This is a genomic window from Paucilactobacillus suebicus DSM 5007 = KCTC 3549, assembly GCF_001434475.1.
Classification (GTDB): Bacteria; Bacillota; Bacilli; order Lactobacillales; family Lactobacillaceae; genus Paucilactobacillus; species Paucilactobacillus suebicus.
On the sequence record NZ_AZGF01000047.1, the window covers coordinates 1 to 14,918 of the forward strand.

The 14,918-nt window shown below is 35.0% G+C and carries 16 protein-coding genes and 3 pseudogenes; 11 read left to right on the forward strand and 8 right to left on the reverse strand.

Features of this window, described 5'->3' with window-relative positions:
* Window positions 1–192 precede the first annotated feature (192 nt).
* From FD16_RS13190 to FD16_RS13375, 5 genes and pseudogenes are all read left to right on the forward strand, one after another.
* A pseudogene (locus FD16_RS13190) lies at window positions 193–384 on the forward strand (IS5/IS1182 family transposase); the annotation flags it as partial.
* Window positions 385–888: 504 nt separating this feature from the next.
* Window positions 889–1,488, forward strand: a complete 600-nt coding sequence (locus FD16_RS11645; protein ID WP_420835646.1) for an MFS transporter — start codon at window positions 889–891, stop codon at window positions 1,486–1,488.
* A gap of 156 nt (window positions 1,489–1,644) precedes the next feature.
* Entirely contained in the window at window positions 1,645–2,262 is a 618-nt protein-coding gene (locus FD16_RS11650) for a hypothetical protein (RefSeq protein WP_010623329.1), read from the forward strand.
* Window positions 2,263–3,090: 828 nt separating this feature from the next.
* Window positions 3,091–3,908, forward strand: a pseudogene (locus FD16_RS13195) (transposase).
* A gap of 418 nt (window positions 3,909–4,326) precedes the next feature.
* Window positions 4,327–4,473: an integrase core domain-containing protein gene (locus FD16_RS13375; protein ID WP_420835647.1), complete on the forward strand. Its 147-nt coding sequence runs from the start codon at window positions 4,327–4,329 to the stop codon at window positions 4,471–4,473.
* Between the two features lie 156 nt (window positions 4,474–4,629).
* Here the strand turns inward: FD16_RS13375 and prgO are convergent, their stop codons facing one another.
* Together prgO and prgP are read right to left on the reverse strand one after the other, a co-directional pair.
* The gene (prgO, locus tag FD16_RS11655) at window positions 4,630–4,905 is read right to left on the reverse strand and encodes a DNA segregation protein PrgO (RefSeq protein WP_010623328.1); all 276 of its coding nucleotides are present in this window, start codon (window positions 4,903–4,905) and stop codon (window positions 4,630–4,632) included.
* Entirely contained in the window at window positions 4,883–5,788 is a 906-nt protein-coding gene (gene prgP / locus FD16_RS11660; RefSeq protein WP_010623327.1) for a ParA superfamily DNA segregation protein PrgP, read from the reverse strand. The genes prgO and prgP overlap by 23 nt, the downstream gene beginning before the upstream one ends.
* 1,295 nt (window positions 5,789–7,083) lie before the next feature.
* Between prgP and FD16_RS11670 the strand changes: the two genes are divergently transcribed.
* On the forward strand, window positions 7,084–7,668 hold the full coding sequence (locus FD16_RS11670; protein ID WP_010623326.1) for a recombinase family protein: 585 nt from the start codon (window positions 7,084–7,086) through the stop codon (window positions 7,666–7,668).
* 185 nt (window positions 7,669–7,853) lie between these two features.
* Here the strand turns inward: FD16_RS11670 and FD16_RS11675 are convergent, their stop codons facing one another.
* Window positions 7,854–8,075, reverse strand: coding sequence for a transposase (locus tag FD16_RS11675; protein ID WP_010623325.1), 222 nt, complete (start codon window positions 8,073–8,075; stop codon window positions 7,854–7,856).
* Between the two features lie 703 nt (window positions 8,076–8,778).
* Between FD16_RS11675 and FD16_RS11680 the strand changes: the two genes are divergently transcribed.
* A complete protein-coding gene (locus tag FD16_RS11680) occupies window positions 8,779–8,985 on the forward strand; it encodes a hypothetical protein (protein ID WP_010623324.1) in 207 nt (68 codons plus the stop codon).
* Window positions 8,986–9,478: 493 nt separating this feature from the next.
* Here the strand turns inward: FD16_RS11680 and FD16_RS11685 are convergent, their stop codons facing one another.
* Window positions 9,479–10,045 carry a site-specific integrase gene (locus tag FD16_RS11685; RefSeq protein ID WP_235778190.1) on the reverse strand — a complete coding sequence of 189 codons (567 nt, stop codon included), beginning with the start codon at window positions 10,043–10,045 and terminating at the stop codon, window positions 9,479–9,481.
* 86 nt (window positions 10,046–10,131) lie between these two features.
* Between FD16_RS11685 and FD16_RS11690 the strand changes: the two genes are divergently transcribed.
* Window positions 10,132–10,479 carry a type II toxin-antitoxin system RelE/ParE family toxin gene (locus FD16_RS11690; RefSeq protein ID WP_010623322.1) on the forward strand — a complete coding sequence of 116 codons (348 nt, stop codon included), beginning with the start codon at window positions 10,132–10,134 and terminating at the stop codon, window positions 10,477–10,479.
* On the forward strand, window positions 10,479–10,763 hold the full coding sequence (locus FD16_RS11695; RefSeq protein ID WP_010623321.1) for a helix-turn-helix domain-containing protein: 285 nt from the start codon (window positions 10,479–10,481) through the stop codon (window positions 10,761–10,763). Before FD16_RS11690 ends, FD16_RS11695 begins: the two co-directional genes overlap by 1 nt.
* A 126-nt stretch (window positions 10,764–10,889) precedes the next feature.
* On the opposite strand, the gene FD16_RS11700 is transcribed toward FD16_RS11695, so the two are convergent.
* From FD16_RS11700 to FD16_RS12655, 3 genes and pseudogenes are all read right to left on the reverse strand, one after another.
* On the reverse strand, window positions 10,890–11,366 hold the full coding sequence (locus tag FD16_RS11700; RefSeq protein ID WP_010623332.1) for a hypothetical protein: 477 nt from the start codon (window positions 11,364–11,366) through the stop codon (window positions 10,890–10,892).
* A 324-nt stretch (window positions 11,367–11,690) separates the two neighbouring features.
* Entirely contained in the window at window positions 11,691–12,776 is a 1,086-nt protein-coding gene (locus FD16_RS11705) for an RNA-directed DNA polymerase (RefSeq protein WP_081479661.1), read from the reverse strand.
* 10 nt (window positions 12,777–12,786) lie between these two features.
* A pseudogene (locus tag FD16_RS12655) lies at window positions 12,787–12,954 on the reverse strand (transposase); the annotation flags it as partial.
* Between the two features lie 423 nt (window positions 12,955–13,377).
* On the opposite strand from FD16_RS12655, the gene FD16_RS12660 reads away from it, so the two are divergent.
* Complete coding sequence (locus FD16_RS12660; protein WP_076625648.1) at window positions 13,378–13,560, forward strand: transposase; 183 nt, start codon at window positions 13,378–13,380, stop codon at window positions 13,558–13,560.
* A 327-nt stretch (window positions 13,561–13,887) separates the two neighbouring features.
* Window positions 13,888–13,962 carry a transposase gene (locus FD16_RS12665; RefSeq protein ID WP_235778191.1) on the forward strand — a complete coding sequence of 25 codons (75 nt, stop codon included), beginning with the start codon at window positions 13,888–13,890 and terminating at the stop codon, window positions 13,960–13,962.
* Window positions 13,963–14,192: 230 nt separating this feature from the next.
* Here the strand turns inward: FD16_RS12665 and FD16_RS11710 are convergent, their stop codons facing one another.
* Window positions 14,193–14,903: a mucin-binding protein gene (locus FD16_RS11710; protein WP_056938563.1), complete on the reverse strand. Its 711-nt coding sequence runs from the start codon at window positions 14,901–14,903 to the stop codon at window positions 14,193–14,195.
* Window positions 14,904–14,918: the final 15 nt, after the last annotated feature.

The window sequence follows — 14,918 nt, forward strand, 5'->3', positions numbered from 1 at the left end:
TTCTATCAGTACTTCTTGACGAAGAACCTTTATTTCTTGAATTGTCAAATTAACTTAGATACATACTTTGATTATCTGTTATATAAGACATGAATACTTCTATTGTCGTCTTATAATTTAAAAATTTCCGTGGAACATGGTTCCTCTTTGACGTTATTTTATTCATGAGTGTATCAGGTAAATTTCTAAAATCTAAATTTTGGAGTCTTTTCGAATCCTACGGATATCAGAACCTTAGTCCCATTCTTATCTGATTTACCCTTTCCGGATTTGTTTAAATATGTTGTGTCTTATGCTGGATATGGTAGTGAATCAAATTATGCGGCTGTCATAGATAAGTTCAATAAAATTCCTCTTATTCCTTACGGGATGTATGAGAAAGAGAAAAAAGGAAGTATCGAAATGATCCAACAAAGTTGCACAACTTGCAATACAATTAAAAAGGCGATGATTGTATCAACGATTGCTAACATTATTGAAGCGTATTTCGGATAGAACACGGTCACGTTGGGGACGATGAACACCGTGGATTGTCATCGGTTCTGTTGGAACGGCAATTTGTATTCTGTTCTTGGGAAAAGCTTCAACAGGATTGGAAAGTTATTTTATCAGATTGCGTGTGCATGATTTTCTTGAACATGATTGTGGAACCTTTAATTGCTGTTATTGCTGATTCAACATCACCAAAATATCGTGGTACAATTCAAGTGTTTATGCACTTGGTTTAGTAGCAGACCAATATGGGGGTCAGGCATTTGCTTCGCTATTTTTTCAATTACATATAACGGTTTTATTGTCATGGCTGTGTTAACCTTTTTCTCAGGACCCTTGGATGGATTAATCATTCACTAAAAATCCACAAAAAATATGACAGTTGATAAAATTACAATGAAAAATCTTTCGGAAAACTTTGCTTTTCCAACAAAAGGGGATAGGAATTTCTACTTGGAACTTTTTGGTAAACTGTGTATGCAAATTGCATCCTTTGCCATTTCTAGTTACCAACTTTACATTTTAACAGAATACATTAAGCTTCATGGCAAGGTGCTGCAAAGTTACGTTACTTGGATATCAATGATTTTGATGGTAACAGCCATTATCCTATGTGTTTTTGCCGAACCCTTGTCTGATAAAATTGGTAGGCGAAAGTTACCAGTAATATTTGTCGGCGTTTTAATTTCCAGCGGCTTGCTTGCACCAATGTTTAGTACAAAGGATTGGATCATGTTGGTATATGCTGCAATTGTTGGTACTGGGATGGGAATGTATAATTCCGTTAATCAAGCTTTGCATATTGAAGTGTTGCCTGACCCAAAGACAGCAGCTAAAGATTTGAGCCTATTGAATATGGCGAACAATGGTTGGCAGGTGTTTGGACAAATTTTTGCATCCTCAGTAATTGGACTTGTAGGTTATCATGATATTTTTCCGTTGGCCAGTGCAATGGCTATTATAGGGTCGATTTTAATAATTTTCATAAAAAAATGAAATAGCAGTTTTATGCTTTAAAAAATGATTTGCTGTCATATGAAACTGGATATGTTTCAGCCTAGAAAGCTTTGGTGCATGTGTTTGTTGCATTAACATAGGCTTTTTTGCTATAGTTCACTCTGAACCACCAAACCAAATTAGAGGTGAACCCAGTTGGATAAACACACCAAAGCCGCAATCCTCCAACATATCGTTAGAGTGACGCACGCTGAAGTTAGGGTTTTTAATACGTCAACGCAAATCGATTACTATGGTCAAAAACGCAGGGAAAAAAGTTTTGTGAATGAAGCCAATATTGTCTCTTTGCTGAAAAAAAAAGCTAAACCAGGTGTTCCAATTATTTTTGGCCGTCATTCTGTTTGCTATGCACTTATTGCAGACCGAATGTCATTCTATTATTTGATTGGCCCCTTAACAACTGGATTGGATGCTGCTAGACTACCGCAAGTAAACATTAAAATTGAACAGTTATCGCATACGTCATCCTGCGACACGGATGTGTGGTTTGATGAGTTGTCATTATTGCAAAATATGTTGACGAATTCGCCCATTCAGGGAACTGATATTTATCAAGCTAATAATATCGGTGCGGTTGAAGTGCACGAAAACGCACTCCGAACAACGGCGTATTTTTATAATAATCAGGAGAATAACTTTAAACATAATCCCTACGATCAGGAAGTTAGAGAATTAAAAAGTATTGAAGAAGGAAATATTGAACGTTTAAATGACAGTATGCATTCACGTTTGCCGGTGATGTTCACCCGTTGATTCATACAGATCGAGGATCAGCATACAACCTCGGGCGCATTCAATAATTTTTTAAGTCAATTTGAAGTACAAAGAAGTATGTCACGCCCAGGAACACCATATGATAACAAACCAATGGAACTTTAGCGTAATGAGTTTAAACTTCGTTGGATAGCACGCCATCCAATACCAAAAACTTATCAAGAACTCGTGAAATTGGTTGAAGAAGGAACTGAATATTTCAACTATGAAAATCGTTCAGCGCAAAGAAATGGACTCACCCCAGATGAGTACTGGAATGAAGCCATTTAGTAGCACAAACTATTAAATTATATTATTTCATCTGTCAACTTGACAGGGCCTAGTGCAGATGGTTATGTTTGCGTATACTTGTACGTCTTGGCTTTTATTTAAATAAAACATATTTTTAACCAAAAAACACGTGTCCGGGCGGTATGTGCGAATATATGTGTTTAGAGGCAGACGTTTTCAACATCTTGATAGATTTTAACATTCCATCACTTTTATGTAAGCGCTTTATCTTGATTACAAACACAAAGCCCTGAATTGGACTTTGTGACTGTACTTTTAAGATGATGCAATTAAATAATTTAACAAAAAAATGATTTAACATTTACAAACAAGCGCCCCACGCAACCAAATCAGAAGCGTTTAGTTATTCAATGTCTTTACAAGATTAACACAAATTAAAAAAATTTAACAATAATATTTTACCCCAATTTAAAATCGAAGTGCAACATTAACCAACTAGACCATTTGGTCTAGATAAAAAGGCCATGAAGACCTATTCTTATAAGCGACTAAACAAAGTAAGAAAGGAGTCTCTTCATGACCCAATCTAAGAATACTACTCACAGGCACTACCAACAACTACAATCATATGAGCGTGGGTAAATTGAATCATTTTATAAACTTGGTATTCTAGTTCGTAAAATTTCAGATTTAATCGGACATAACGCAAGTACTGTATATCGTGAACTAAAGCGAGGCACAACAACACAGATAGATTCTCGTCGACATTGTGCTTATACAACCTATTTTGCAGATACTGGTGAAGCCGTTTATCGTGAACATCGTTCACATTGTGTCTGGAAAGGATTATTTGCCAAATGTGGATTCTTTATTGAGCTACTCACTAAAGCACTTAGATCAAAGCCGAGATTGCACAGTGCTGATACATTTGTACATTGATTTAGACAGAATTATCCGAGTTACCCATGTCCTTCAACACCAACGGTGTACAGATATATTGAGTGCCACCTTTTTTCATTGAGAAATTAAGATCTACCAATTAAATTACGCCGTCGTGTAAAACATGACGGTAAGCACCATAGCAAAATCAATAAAAAAATACTGGGTAAATCAATCGAATTGCGCCCAGCCAGCGTTGAAAAACGAGTTGAGTTTGCTTTGCTGGATAATGTTTCTGGAACAGATGTCTATTTTGCTCATCCATATTCGCCTTGGAGCGTGGTATTAATGAAAACACTAATGGCTTACTTCTAGAATTCTTTCCTAAAGGAAAGTCATTCAAAGACTTTTCCATTATTGATGTTCAAGAAGTTCAATACACACTTAATCACCGTCCAAGAAAGTACTTAGACTATAAATGTCCTGCGGACATTGTTCCCGAGTTAGCTGACTAACTATACCAATTTTCTGGAATAGGTCTATTTGTTGCACTTGGTTTGACAATTCGGGGTACTGGTTATCACAAACAAACTCGAAAGTGTGATTTATCGATGGGTCCCTAAGGGACACGCGTAAAGAATCATCTTCACCATCGTTTTCAATGCGATCTCTTGCTTCAAAAGCTGATCTCTGATGTAACCCAGTTCAAGATACCAAGTACACTCGAAGTTGTCTATGTAGAGCAAATTATGGACTTGTACAATAATGAAATTTTGACCTATTCCATAACATCTGGTTGCCCGAAATTAGATTTTGTGTTGAAGCCATTAGATGAGCTACTTTCGAATCTGCCTAAGGCAAATACCGGTCAGGGATGGAAATACCGACATAAGTTGTGGCAAAAAATGTCGTCAAGCCCATGTAACTCCAAGCATGTCACGTCGAGCAACATGCTTAGACAATGCTTGTATAGAAAAAATTTTTAACAAGATGAAGGTTGAAATAGGCAACCTAAAGCAATATCACTCACCCGAATCTCTAATCCAAGCAATTAAGACTTGGATTAAGTATTACAACTAAACTAGGATTCAAATGAAACTAGGTGGCAAGTCGCCGATAGAATACCGACAAATCATCGCATAGAAAAGTCAAACTGTATTCAATTTAACTTTTGGGGTACGCATAATTATTGTCTAACAATTATAGGGCACTTAAAATCGCTGGGAGGCATGTTTTTTAGTTATCTTCATTTACCATCAAAAGAATTGTTTCTTTTTGACGATTAGAAACTCGCTCGTCTAAATACACATTTCCCATATCTTTGACTAGATCATACATTTTCATGCCAGTTACAATCGACATGCTCTTAATAAGTTCATACACAGGAGGATCAACTTTGATTGTTTTTCGGTCCTTGGCGTTATATTTTTTATCTAAATTAATATTTCTACTAATATCAGCAGTATTTTTAATGTTTGGTTGCTGGTTGTTATCCCTTTTTAGTAAAGCCATCTAGTTCCATCTCCTTGCCCTTCTGAGTTAGCCGATTACCATTAATAAATTTATGCTCATATTTAAAGTTAACAACATCACCAGTATTTTCAAAAGAATCTATCCTTAACAGGAGCTCTTGAAAAATATCTGCATACAAAGCAAATATTCTTTTATCATGGAAATCCTCAAATTGTACTCCTTGGGCTGTGTACCATTCTATCCTCGCGTGATTATTAATTATACTGTTAAAAACATTATCTTTTCCAAAAAAACCAACAGTCTCATGTACTATTTTTTCTTGTAGTGGTCGTCTCGACTGCAATAGTACTGGTAGAACACCAGCAACTTGAACATTGATCTTGTTTCCAAAATCATTAACCAATGTTTGCAAATAAGTAAGTATTAATCGTTTCGACCCGTCGAAAGAAAATTGTTGAGTTTCTTGTATTACAACTACATAATCTGAGCAAACCATTGCATTATCAACTTTTATATCTGTTGATGGTGGAACATCAATAAAAATAAAGTCATATGCATCTTTTATCTTGTCTAAAAGTTTCTTTAAAAAGAATGTTTTATCGGTTATGTTATCAAACTTTTTATCTAAAAATTCCGTGTAATTTCTCATGTCATAATCGCATGCTATCATATCTATTTTAGGAGCTAGTTTAACAATACCCCTGCTCAAATCACCACTGGTTAAGCATGCCATTAACGTATAGGGTATTTCAGGGTTCCCGAAAGTTTTAGATAAGAATTGTGTAGCATTCCCCTGCAAATCTGTATCTATAACTAATACTTTTTTTGAAAACAACGTGGCAGCAACAATGGCTTCCATAACAGTATCAGTTGTTTTTCCGACACCGCCTTTTTGCTGAGCGTTTATTATTGTGTAAGTCATGTTATTAATCTCCTTTTGTGTAATTATAATCTAACTAAAGATAAATGTAAAAGGAGATTGATGACAATTCTAACAAAAAAAAGAGAAAAGGAGATTAAGAGATTAAGAGATTAAGAGATTTATTTAGAGAAAAATGCTTATTTAACAGCATAATTATTTTAAAAAAGGAGAAAAGGAGAAAAGGAGAAAAGGAGAAAAGGAGAAAAGGAGATTAAAATAACAAAAGTGGAAAAGAGATTTTATGTTGTTTAGCTTTACATCAAGTGCTGATGGTAGTATTATTTTATTTGTAAAAAATAATATAAAAAAAGCCACACCCGACTGGCATCGGACGCAACTAAACGGTTTAATCAAATTAACTGTATTGTAGCATGTGTGGCGAATTTTGACAATGTAGAAGCCAACCTGCATGGATAAAATCCAAACTAAATAGACACGTTTACCAGTGCGACCGCAATAACAACTGGCTATATCATATAAGCAACGACCTCGTGTTGTGGGTGATGAATGGTGGTGACCACCAATAAGGGTCAGGGCGGTTTACTGGTGCTTACGAGCACGGTAACTAATCACAACGCTAATAGGGCAGTAATTATTAGGGTGGTTAGTTTGTCGAGAGACAACAGCTACGAGGTTAACTAAATACGTGAGACGGCCGATCGGTCAAGTAAGCAGTTGAGTTGGACTCTAGCGCGACGCTTATTTTTTTAGTTAAAATTTGCTCGCAACTAGGGTCCAACTTTGCCATTCACCGTTCAACCAACCTCCCAATCAAGCGAGGGTAGCCCAATAGGTCAACTAATTTGAGTAAATAGATAGTAAAATTTCACTGATTTTATTAAAACAAGAATTCCTCGATTTAAAAATATTTATAATTATGAGGTCTTTCTTAATAACATATTAATTCAAAAAGCACATGCTGATTCGTTTTATCATACAGGACGTGTTAACCGAACATAAAAGTCGGCCCATTGAGGTTTGTGGTTCTCAGATTGAATTTTGTGTAGATACCACAATTAAAATGGCATATGGCCTAGGATATTGTTTAGAAATGGTATGGGACTTGACTACAAGTGCTTCCAATCAAATAATGAGCGCTCAACAAACGATTAATTTTTTATCAATATCATATTTGGAAGCACCGATTTTTAAATTTTATAGAACCTAACTACAAAGATTAGATTCATAAATCTCCTTTATTGGCCACAAGGGTATACCCTTGTGGCCTTTTTTGATTATGTGCTATACTTGGAATCATAAATGTCCATTAGAACTGTCCAAAAGGAGAATTAAAAATGGCTAAAATCGGGTACGCTCGCGTGAGTTCCAAGGAACAACATTTAGACCGACAGTTGGCTGCTTTAAAAGGAGTTGATAAACTATTTACGGATAAATTAAGTGGGGCCAACACCAATCGACCAGAACTGCAAAAATTGCTGATCTATATTCGCGAAGGTGATATTGTCCTGGTCACTGAATTAGATCGTTTAGGTAGAAATAACCAGGATTTAACTAAGATTATGAATACCATTCAAAATAAGGGCGCCACCCTAGATGTGTTAAATTTACCGTCCATGACTGGTATTGCTGACCAAAACTTACGACAACTGATGACTAATCTCATCATTGAGCTATATAAATATCAAGCGGAAAGTGAACGAAAGCGGATCATTGAACGGCAGCAACAAGGGATTTCCTTGGCCAAACAGCAGGATAAATATCATGGGCGAAAACCTCAATATACCCAAGATGACCCGCGTTTACAGCATGCGTTTAAGCTTTATCAAGCAGGCATGAGTGATGTTGATGTTGCCCGTAATACTGGGATTAAACGGACAACCTTTATTCGATATCGGAAGAAATTCAACGTACAAAGATGATATCTACATGGGATAATTATATAAAAGCATTTTTTGTATCCCCAATTTAAAAAGTTACTGAATGAATTTTGACATAATTGAACGGCAGCCGCACTAGTTTCAGTTTCACTGAGATTATCCGATAATCGTCGTCCATAGGAATCTAAGACGCCACTGAGACGCATTTTGTGTTCACCATTAATCCCCTAAGGAAATTTTGTTGAATCAGACAACCAAACTTCGTTTGGTGCACTGACGTCAAAATTCTGGTTCAATACATTATCCAAAATATATTTCTCATGTTGTTTAATGAAACTGTGTTTCTTCATACACGCCTGCCATCGAAGTCCTAATTCACGCATAACACGTCGAACCATTTTGAAAGTGACTGGAAATTCTTGTTCTAAATTACTTAAGACATTTCTCACACCGATTCCTTGTAGATTCTTATCTAACCAATACTGCGTACGTTTCTTTAGCTGTTTATCATGGCATTTCCAAACCGTTTTCTGGCGATTAAGTTCCTTGTAATAGGCTTGCGACTAATACCAATTATTTTTTTGCCTTTTCAAGTTCATTAATTTCAATTCGTTCATACCGAAGGTTCCACCTGCGGTATGAACGAATTGATGCCATGTTGTCGTGCAAAGAAATTTCAAGTCATGTTTGACTGTTTAAATTTCTTTAATAAAGCCAATTTCTCAGTGGCGGAGTGCTTAGATCTTGGCATAACCATCCTTCCATGATTGCGGAGAATTATCGCATTATTAGGTTGATTACTTTTTAATTTAGCTGGGTTAGGGGGTTAACATAATCCGCAAATATTTTTAAAATTGAAAGTATTTTTAACTGATTAGGTGATTGATTTCACCTCATAAACTTGGCCATTGTCTAGTTTTAGAGTGTTTCAATTTAAGTGTTAAGATGCTAAAATCTGTTTAAAACCTAGTAACTTCCCAATGAGCATAAGGTGTTTTGATATCACATCTAAATGTGATATGTCGCCAGTGGCGACCAAAAGGTTCAAAACAAAGGGATTCAAGCTATACACTGATGATATCACTCAAGTTAAAATATCTGGTTTAAATACATACGTCTGACGTACGTTTTTTTGTGGAGAAAAATTAAAAAATGGCAGATATTAATTCAATAATTTTGAAAATAAATCATAACCATAAAAGAGCGTTGGTAGAAGATCTAAACACAAATCATCAGCAAATTATTAAACTTTATCAAGATGACAAGGCGCTTTTGAACGAAGAAAATTTTGTTTTTGTTGCTCAAAAAACTAAAAAAATAATGACAGATATTTCTAAACTGCCACTAGAATCATTTTAAAGATTTTGGTGGCTTTTATTTGCAGGTGTTATAATCATTAAATAGATTTTGTTACCACAGGTGTAAGCAAGTTGGTTGTAATAGGTCAACTTGCTTTTTTGTTTCAAAAAAAGCGCCCTTTCTGTAGTAAGTAGCAAGGGCGTGTTTTATGTGATTACCTGTTTATAATAACAAATGCTAGAATTCCGATTAGAATTTTAGCAAATAGAGATTTTGTCACCTAAGTCACCTCCTCCTCCTCATCATGCGATGAGTGTGGAGTGAGTGAGTCAGGTGCATTAATTATTATAACTAATTTGTTGATTTAGGTCTTGAGGCTTTGAACTTATCTTTTTAACTTGGTTTTGACTTTAGAATTCTCCTATTTTGGTTATCAGCAGACCGATTAAGACGAGGTCAATGTGCACTTACACATAGAAATTATTCTATGCTGTACTAGGACATTAAATTCTGTATCAGAAGTCGCCGTTGGCGACAACAAAATCAAACTAATTTACCCAAAATCAATTTGGTTCAACATGTTTTCTGTACTTTCTTGATCGAAGCCTAAATAAGCTAAAGTCATGGATTCACTGGAGTGATTTAGTAAGTGCATGACTAGGCCGATATTGTAATTTGATTGCGTGTAAACCCGATAAGCCCCGGTTTTGCGCATGGTATGAGTACCTAGATAATTAATACCTAACAGATCGCCAACCTTACTCATAATTTTGTAGAACTGTTTTTCCGTGATATGGCGCTCGGGGTGTTGAATGGAAGGAAAGAGCCATTCAGATGCTAGTTGATGATCAAGCAGCCATTGACGGTACAATAAGAGTTCTGTTTGAACTGGTTTAAGGTACAAGGTATTCGGTTTACCAGTTTTTCGATCGTGAATAAACGCATTTTGTTTAATAGACCCGTCCGGATTAAAAATATCAGTCTGTTTTAAACCCATGACATCACTCACTCTCAGTAGCGTAGCTTTACCAACTTGAAAAATTGTATAGTTACGCCGGCCAGCTTTAAAGTTGTTGAGTAAGGTATCTTGAACCTCTTTAAGAACGTTAGAATCTTTGATGGGTAAGACGACTTATTGCATATAAATCACCTCGTTGTTGGAGTCGTATGTTTGCTTTTTGATAGCCAATAGGCTATCATGTGAATATGAAAAAAATAGAATTTGACTATTATGACTGGAATGAATTTAAACAATTTTTGGATCAATTGCCTGATAAAGACGCTGCCAAATTAATTGCGACCATTCAAAATATTGAAAATAACGGTCTCATTATCGCAGAACGTCAATTATGGGTAAAAAAACTAGAAAACAATCTCTATGAGATTCGTTCTAAGAGAGCTTCAAATATTCAGAGAGCCATCTATTTCCAAGTACAAGGATCTCAGTATTTAATCACCAATGCGTTCACTAAAAAAACGCAAAAAACACCAGAAAATGAAAAGAAGATTGCTCGGAATCGACGCAGCCAGTATTTTAACAAGGAGGGCCAATAATGAGTAGAATTGATGAATACGTTGCTGAAAGAAGTAAAAATGATCCTGATTTTTCAAACCTCGTTGAACAAGAAAATATTAATTTAGAGGTAGCCGTTAAAGTTCGTGATCTTCGTGAAAATATGGGTATGAGTCAACGTGAATTTGCTAGTCTAATTGGTAAACCACAATCAACAATTGCTAGAATTGAAAATGGATCAATGAATGCTTCGACTAAGGTATTATCTGAGATCGCTCAGGCAACTAATCAACGATTAACAATTCAATTTAGCCCTGCTTTTTAAGGGTTATTAATAGTGATAAAATAATAATAACCCCCAACATCTGCATTATAGATGTTGGGGGTTATTGTTTCAATGTTTTCGAGGGGCGATTTGTAGTTTATAGACCCTGAGAGAAAATTTTAACCATTACCTTTTTCTGTTTAAAAGCTCTTGTTTCAAATATTTTTCGCCTAAATAAGAAATAGTATAACCAGAATATTCATGACCCACACTATCAAACCCTTTATGAAATTCCACAGGCAAATAACTTTTAAGTTCAATCATTCCAGCATTTTGTAAAGTACTAATATATATATTCCGATTATCAAAATCAACAGGTGAGCCATCAGCTTTATGGAGCTTACATAATATATTAAAATAATTATTGTCACTAGCTAGACTTTTCATATATTTATCAATTTTATGCTGACGATAAAGAATATGACATAAATTAAAAGCAAAACTAATTAATAAAATTAGAAAAATAGTAAATATCCACCCACTGTAACCAGGTAGAATATTTAAACAATAAGAAACAAGAAAAACAACACCCAAGATAAAAGATAAGGGAACATATTTATACTCAGTACAAATATCAATAAACTTACTTACAACGCTAGCCATAAAAAAACACATCACTTTCAAAAATAATTAATGGAGTAAAATCTATTCCATCATTATTAATATAGGAAAACCAACTAATCTCTTTTAGCAAGGCAAATATCCGTCCTAATATACGAATTTTGATTCAAAATAATAGCTAATATTCGTTTCTATAGTTTTGTGGTTTAATTTATACGGATAGGCCTTCAAAAGATCATATAGCATTTAGATAATTATTGTTTCTTAGTAGAAACTCTATTATACCAAGTTTATCCCATTGAATTTTATTACAATTATTTGAGATAAACAATTTGCTAATATTATTACTAACACTTCTTTCATTTACTATCCAAAGTTTTGAGATAGGGAGCCACCATTTGGATTGAGAAATTCTTGCCCAGTATTTATCTGGGTTTGAACTACTATTTGCCATACTAGTAATTTATAATTCAATTCTTTTATTTGTTTGCTGTGTTGCTTCAGCAGAACTGTTAAAACCAATACACTAAGGTCTGTTTGTTTTTTCTTTTTCTTGTATGCAGAAAATATTTTGGATGTTTCTTTAGATGTACCTGCTTTACCCAAGGCATAGAAGTACCATACTTCTAAATCTGTATCAGAAAAGCTATCTTCGATATAATCTAATTCCGCAAAGAGAGTACTCCAAATTTTGTGTCTAACGGCTGGTATTGCAGTAGAGACAGCTACAGAAATAACCTTGTAAATATGCATGAATAGTATAGGCTTGACATATGTTATTTTTATTAAAAAAAGCATTAAGGATATTACTACTTTATTATCCTTAAATTTTACGTTTTTGTTTTTTACTTGATTTTTAACCATTGATAAGATGGCTTTTGCAGTAGGTATATCGCTTTCTGCTAGTACATTAATAATAGTTTCTCTTAGGGCGGTGTAATCTTCAAATGAAAACTGTGATATATGTCCCTTTGTAAGAGTTTTTATTACAGGATAACGGTCTAGATGCGCTTGTTTTTGTATTTCAAAACCTTTATATATTTGAAATTTGCTGTCATTAAAAGACAATTCATATTGCCTGAATAGTTTTATTAAATGGTGTTTTATTAATTCTAAATCAGAATTTCTTTTGGAAAAAAAACGATAGTCATCAACGTAGCTAGTAAAGTTAATATCTAAATTTAATTTGTCGATTAACCTAAGTATTTTTTTATCCAGTGATAATTGGAACAATTCTGCAGATATTTTGGAGGAGATTGGACCCTGTATGATCCCTTTTGTATGATCATCATTTATTTTTTGATTATACTCATCCAACCAGAGTAGATAATTTTTAAACTTTTCAGAATTTTCTGAATCAGTAATACTAATTTGAGACAATAAATGCGTATATATGTTTTCGAAAAATTTACTTAAATCCGTTTGCAAAACATATGGGTATGTTGATTCTATCTTGAAACGCTTATGTTTTTTTACTTAGTTTGGTTCTCATTTGTTGTAGTTTAATACGTGAAATCATGTGGTGGTAGTTGCGATAGCCGAAGGATGTTCGCTGAATTTGTTTGATCATTCTATTGATATCTTCAATTGGACCGTTAGAGTATTCTGATTCACTCGCATTGAGGACGACCTACTTTTGAAGGTGTTTAAGGTATCTTGCATCTGTCGCAATACTATCTTGGGTACGGTCTCTTGTAGATACATAAAGATTTTTTGACGGCTGCTATTGATAAATACTGCAATATATCAATAGCTACTCTTCAAAAGGTAATATCTACAAGATGATCGTACCTGAGCTAGTATTGCGATGCATGCGTCGCAAATAGCACAGTTTGTCGATATCTAGATAATTACGACGAACTATTTAGACGTAATTACAACTACCTACCATTGCACCTTGCAATGGACGAACTCAGGGGTGTTGGTGGTAAATGACATTTTATTTGTATTAATGGTGCTGGCGATCATGAGCTCCAGCAAACACTTCCAAATCGCTTTAAAAAGATATTATTGCATGCTTTGACCAAGTGTACGTAAACGTGTTAAAACTGTTATGCTAAATTTAAACAGCTACTGTCAAGATATTGCTAAATTAATGTTCCCAAACATTAAAATAATTATTGATCGATTTCACATCGTGGCAATGATGACCCGTTCTTTCAATCAAACACGAGTCCAAGCGTTCAAAAAGTATGATAATAAGTCCCTGGAATATCGCAAACTAAAGTTTGCATGACGTTTGTAGTTAAATTATTCAGATAAATTAGATGAAACACAATTATTCTATGACAGACATCTGCGTCAACAACTTACGTAGCTTGAAAAGGTTGAATTAGGTTAGCCAGTTGATGATCAATTATCGGCATCATATACCGCTGTGTAAGGTATCATGAAAAGTCCTAAAAACCATGATAAAGATAAGATTATTGAATATCTTTACAATAGTGAAAAACTTAGTCGACAGATGCAAGAAATCTTAAACACCTTCAAAAGGAATCTATAGGTCGCCCTCAATTCTAGTGAATCAGAATATTCTAACGGTCAAATTGAAGGTATCAATAGAATGATCAGACAGATTCAGCGAACAGCCTTCGGTTATCGAAACTATCACCACATGATTTCACGTATTAACCTATAACAAATGAGAATCAAACCAAGTAAAAAAACAGAGCTGAAAGCCATGTGACTTTCAACTCTGTTATAGCAATTCATCAACAGGATTTGACAAAGAGCCGATAAATTTGATTCTGCTTTTAAATTATTCAGAGACTAGTTTTTTCCTAGCCCCTATAAAATCTTTCAATTAGCTCCAAGCAATGATTGAGTTAACAAACTGTAGAAAAATAGATACTGTAAATCATCAATTTACTATTTAGTTTCCCTACGCTTTCCTAAACCGAATAGTGCCAATACACTGGACAATGCTAGTAAGATTACTCCCATAATAGAAAGATTTGTATTTTTTTCGTCACCCGTCTGTGGTAATTTGCCGTTAATGCCACCATTAGTTACTGTTGTTGAAGTATTTACAAGTGGGGTACTTGGAGTACCTGAAGTACCTGAAGTACCTGAAGTACTTGGAGTACTTGGGGTATCGTAGTAAACATTTACTACGGAATCAGCGGTGTCAGCTGTTACAGTGACTGAGTCCACTTGTGCTAGCGACGGTGATCCATATCCATCATCACTCAAATCAGGTGATGTTACTAATGACCACTGGTCTCCGTTGGCTGCAACCCAGGCGGCATCCTCATTAGTTGTATCGACATTTCCGTCACCGTTGGTATCATATCCTAACAATGCACCTGTCACTTCATCCACAATAGCTGTTCGGTTATATGTCACTGTTTGTGTTACTTGCTTAGAAACCACTTTACCAGTTGATTTGTCCAGATAATTGATGGTTCGCGTAATTGTCTTGGTCAAGGATGCTTTATCAGTACCAGCTGGCCAAGTTGGTCCATCTGGATCATCAGGGTGAATTGGTTGCCCTGGAGTTTCTGGATTATCCGGTCCAATTGGTACCGTCTTGTGTACTAAGTGTAACTTCATAACTCTTAACCGTTCCGTCTTCATCATATACTACACCATCAC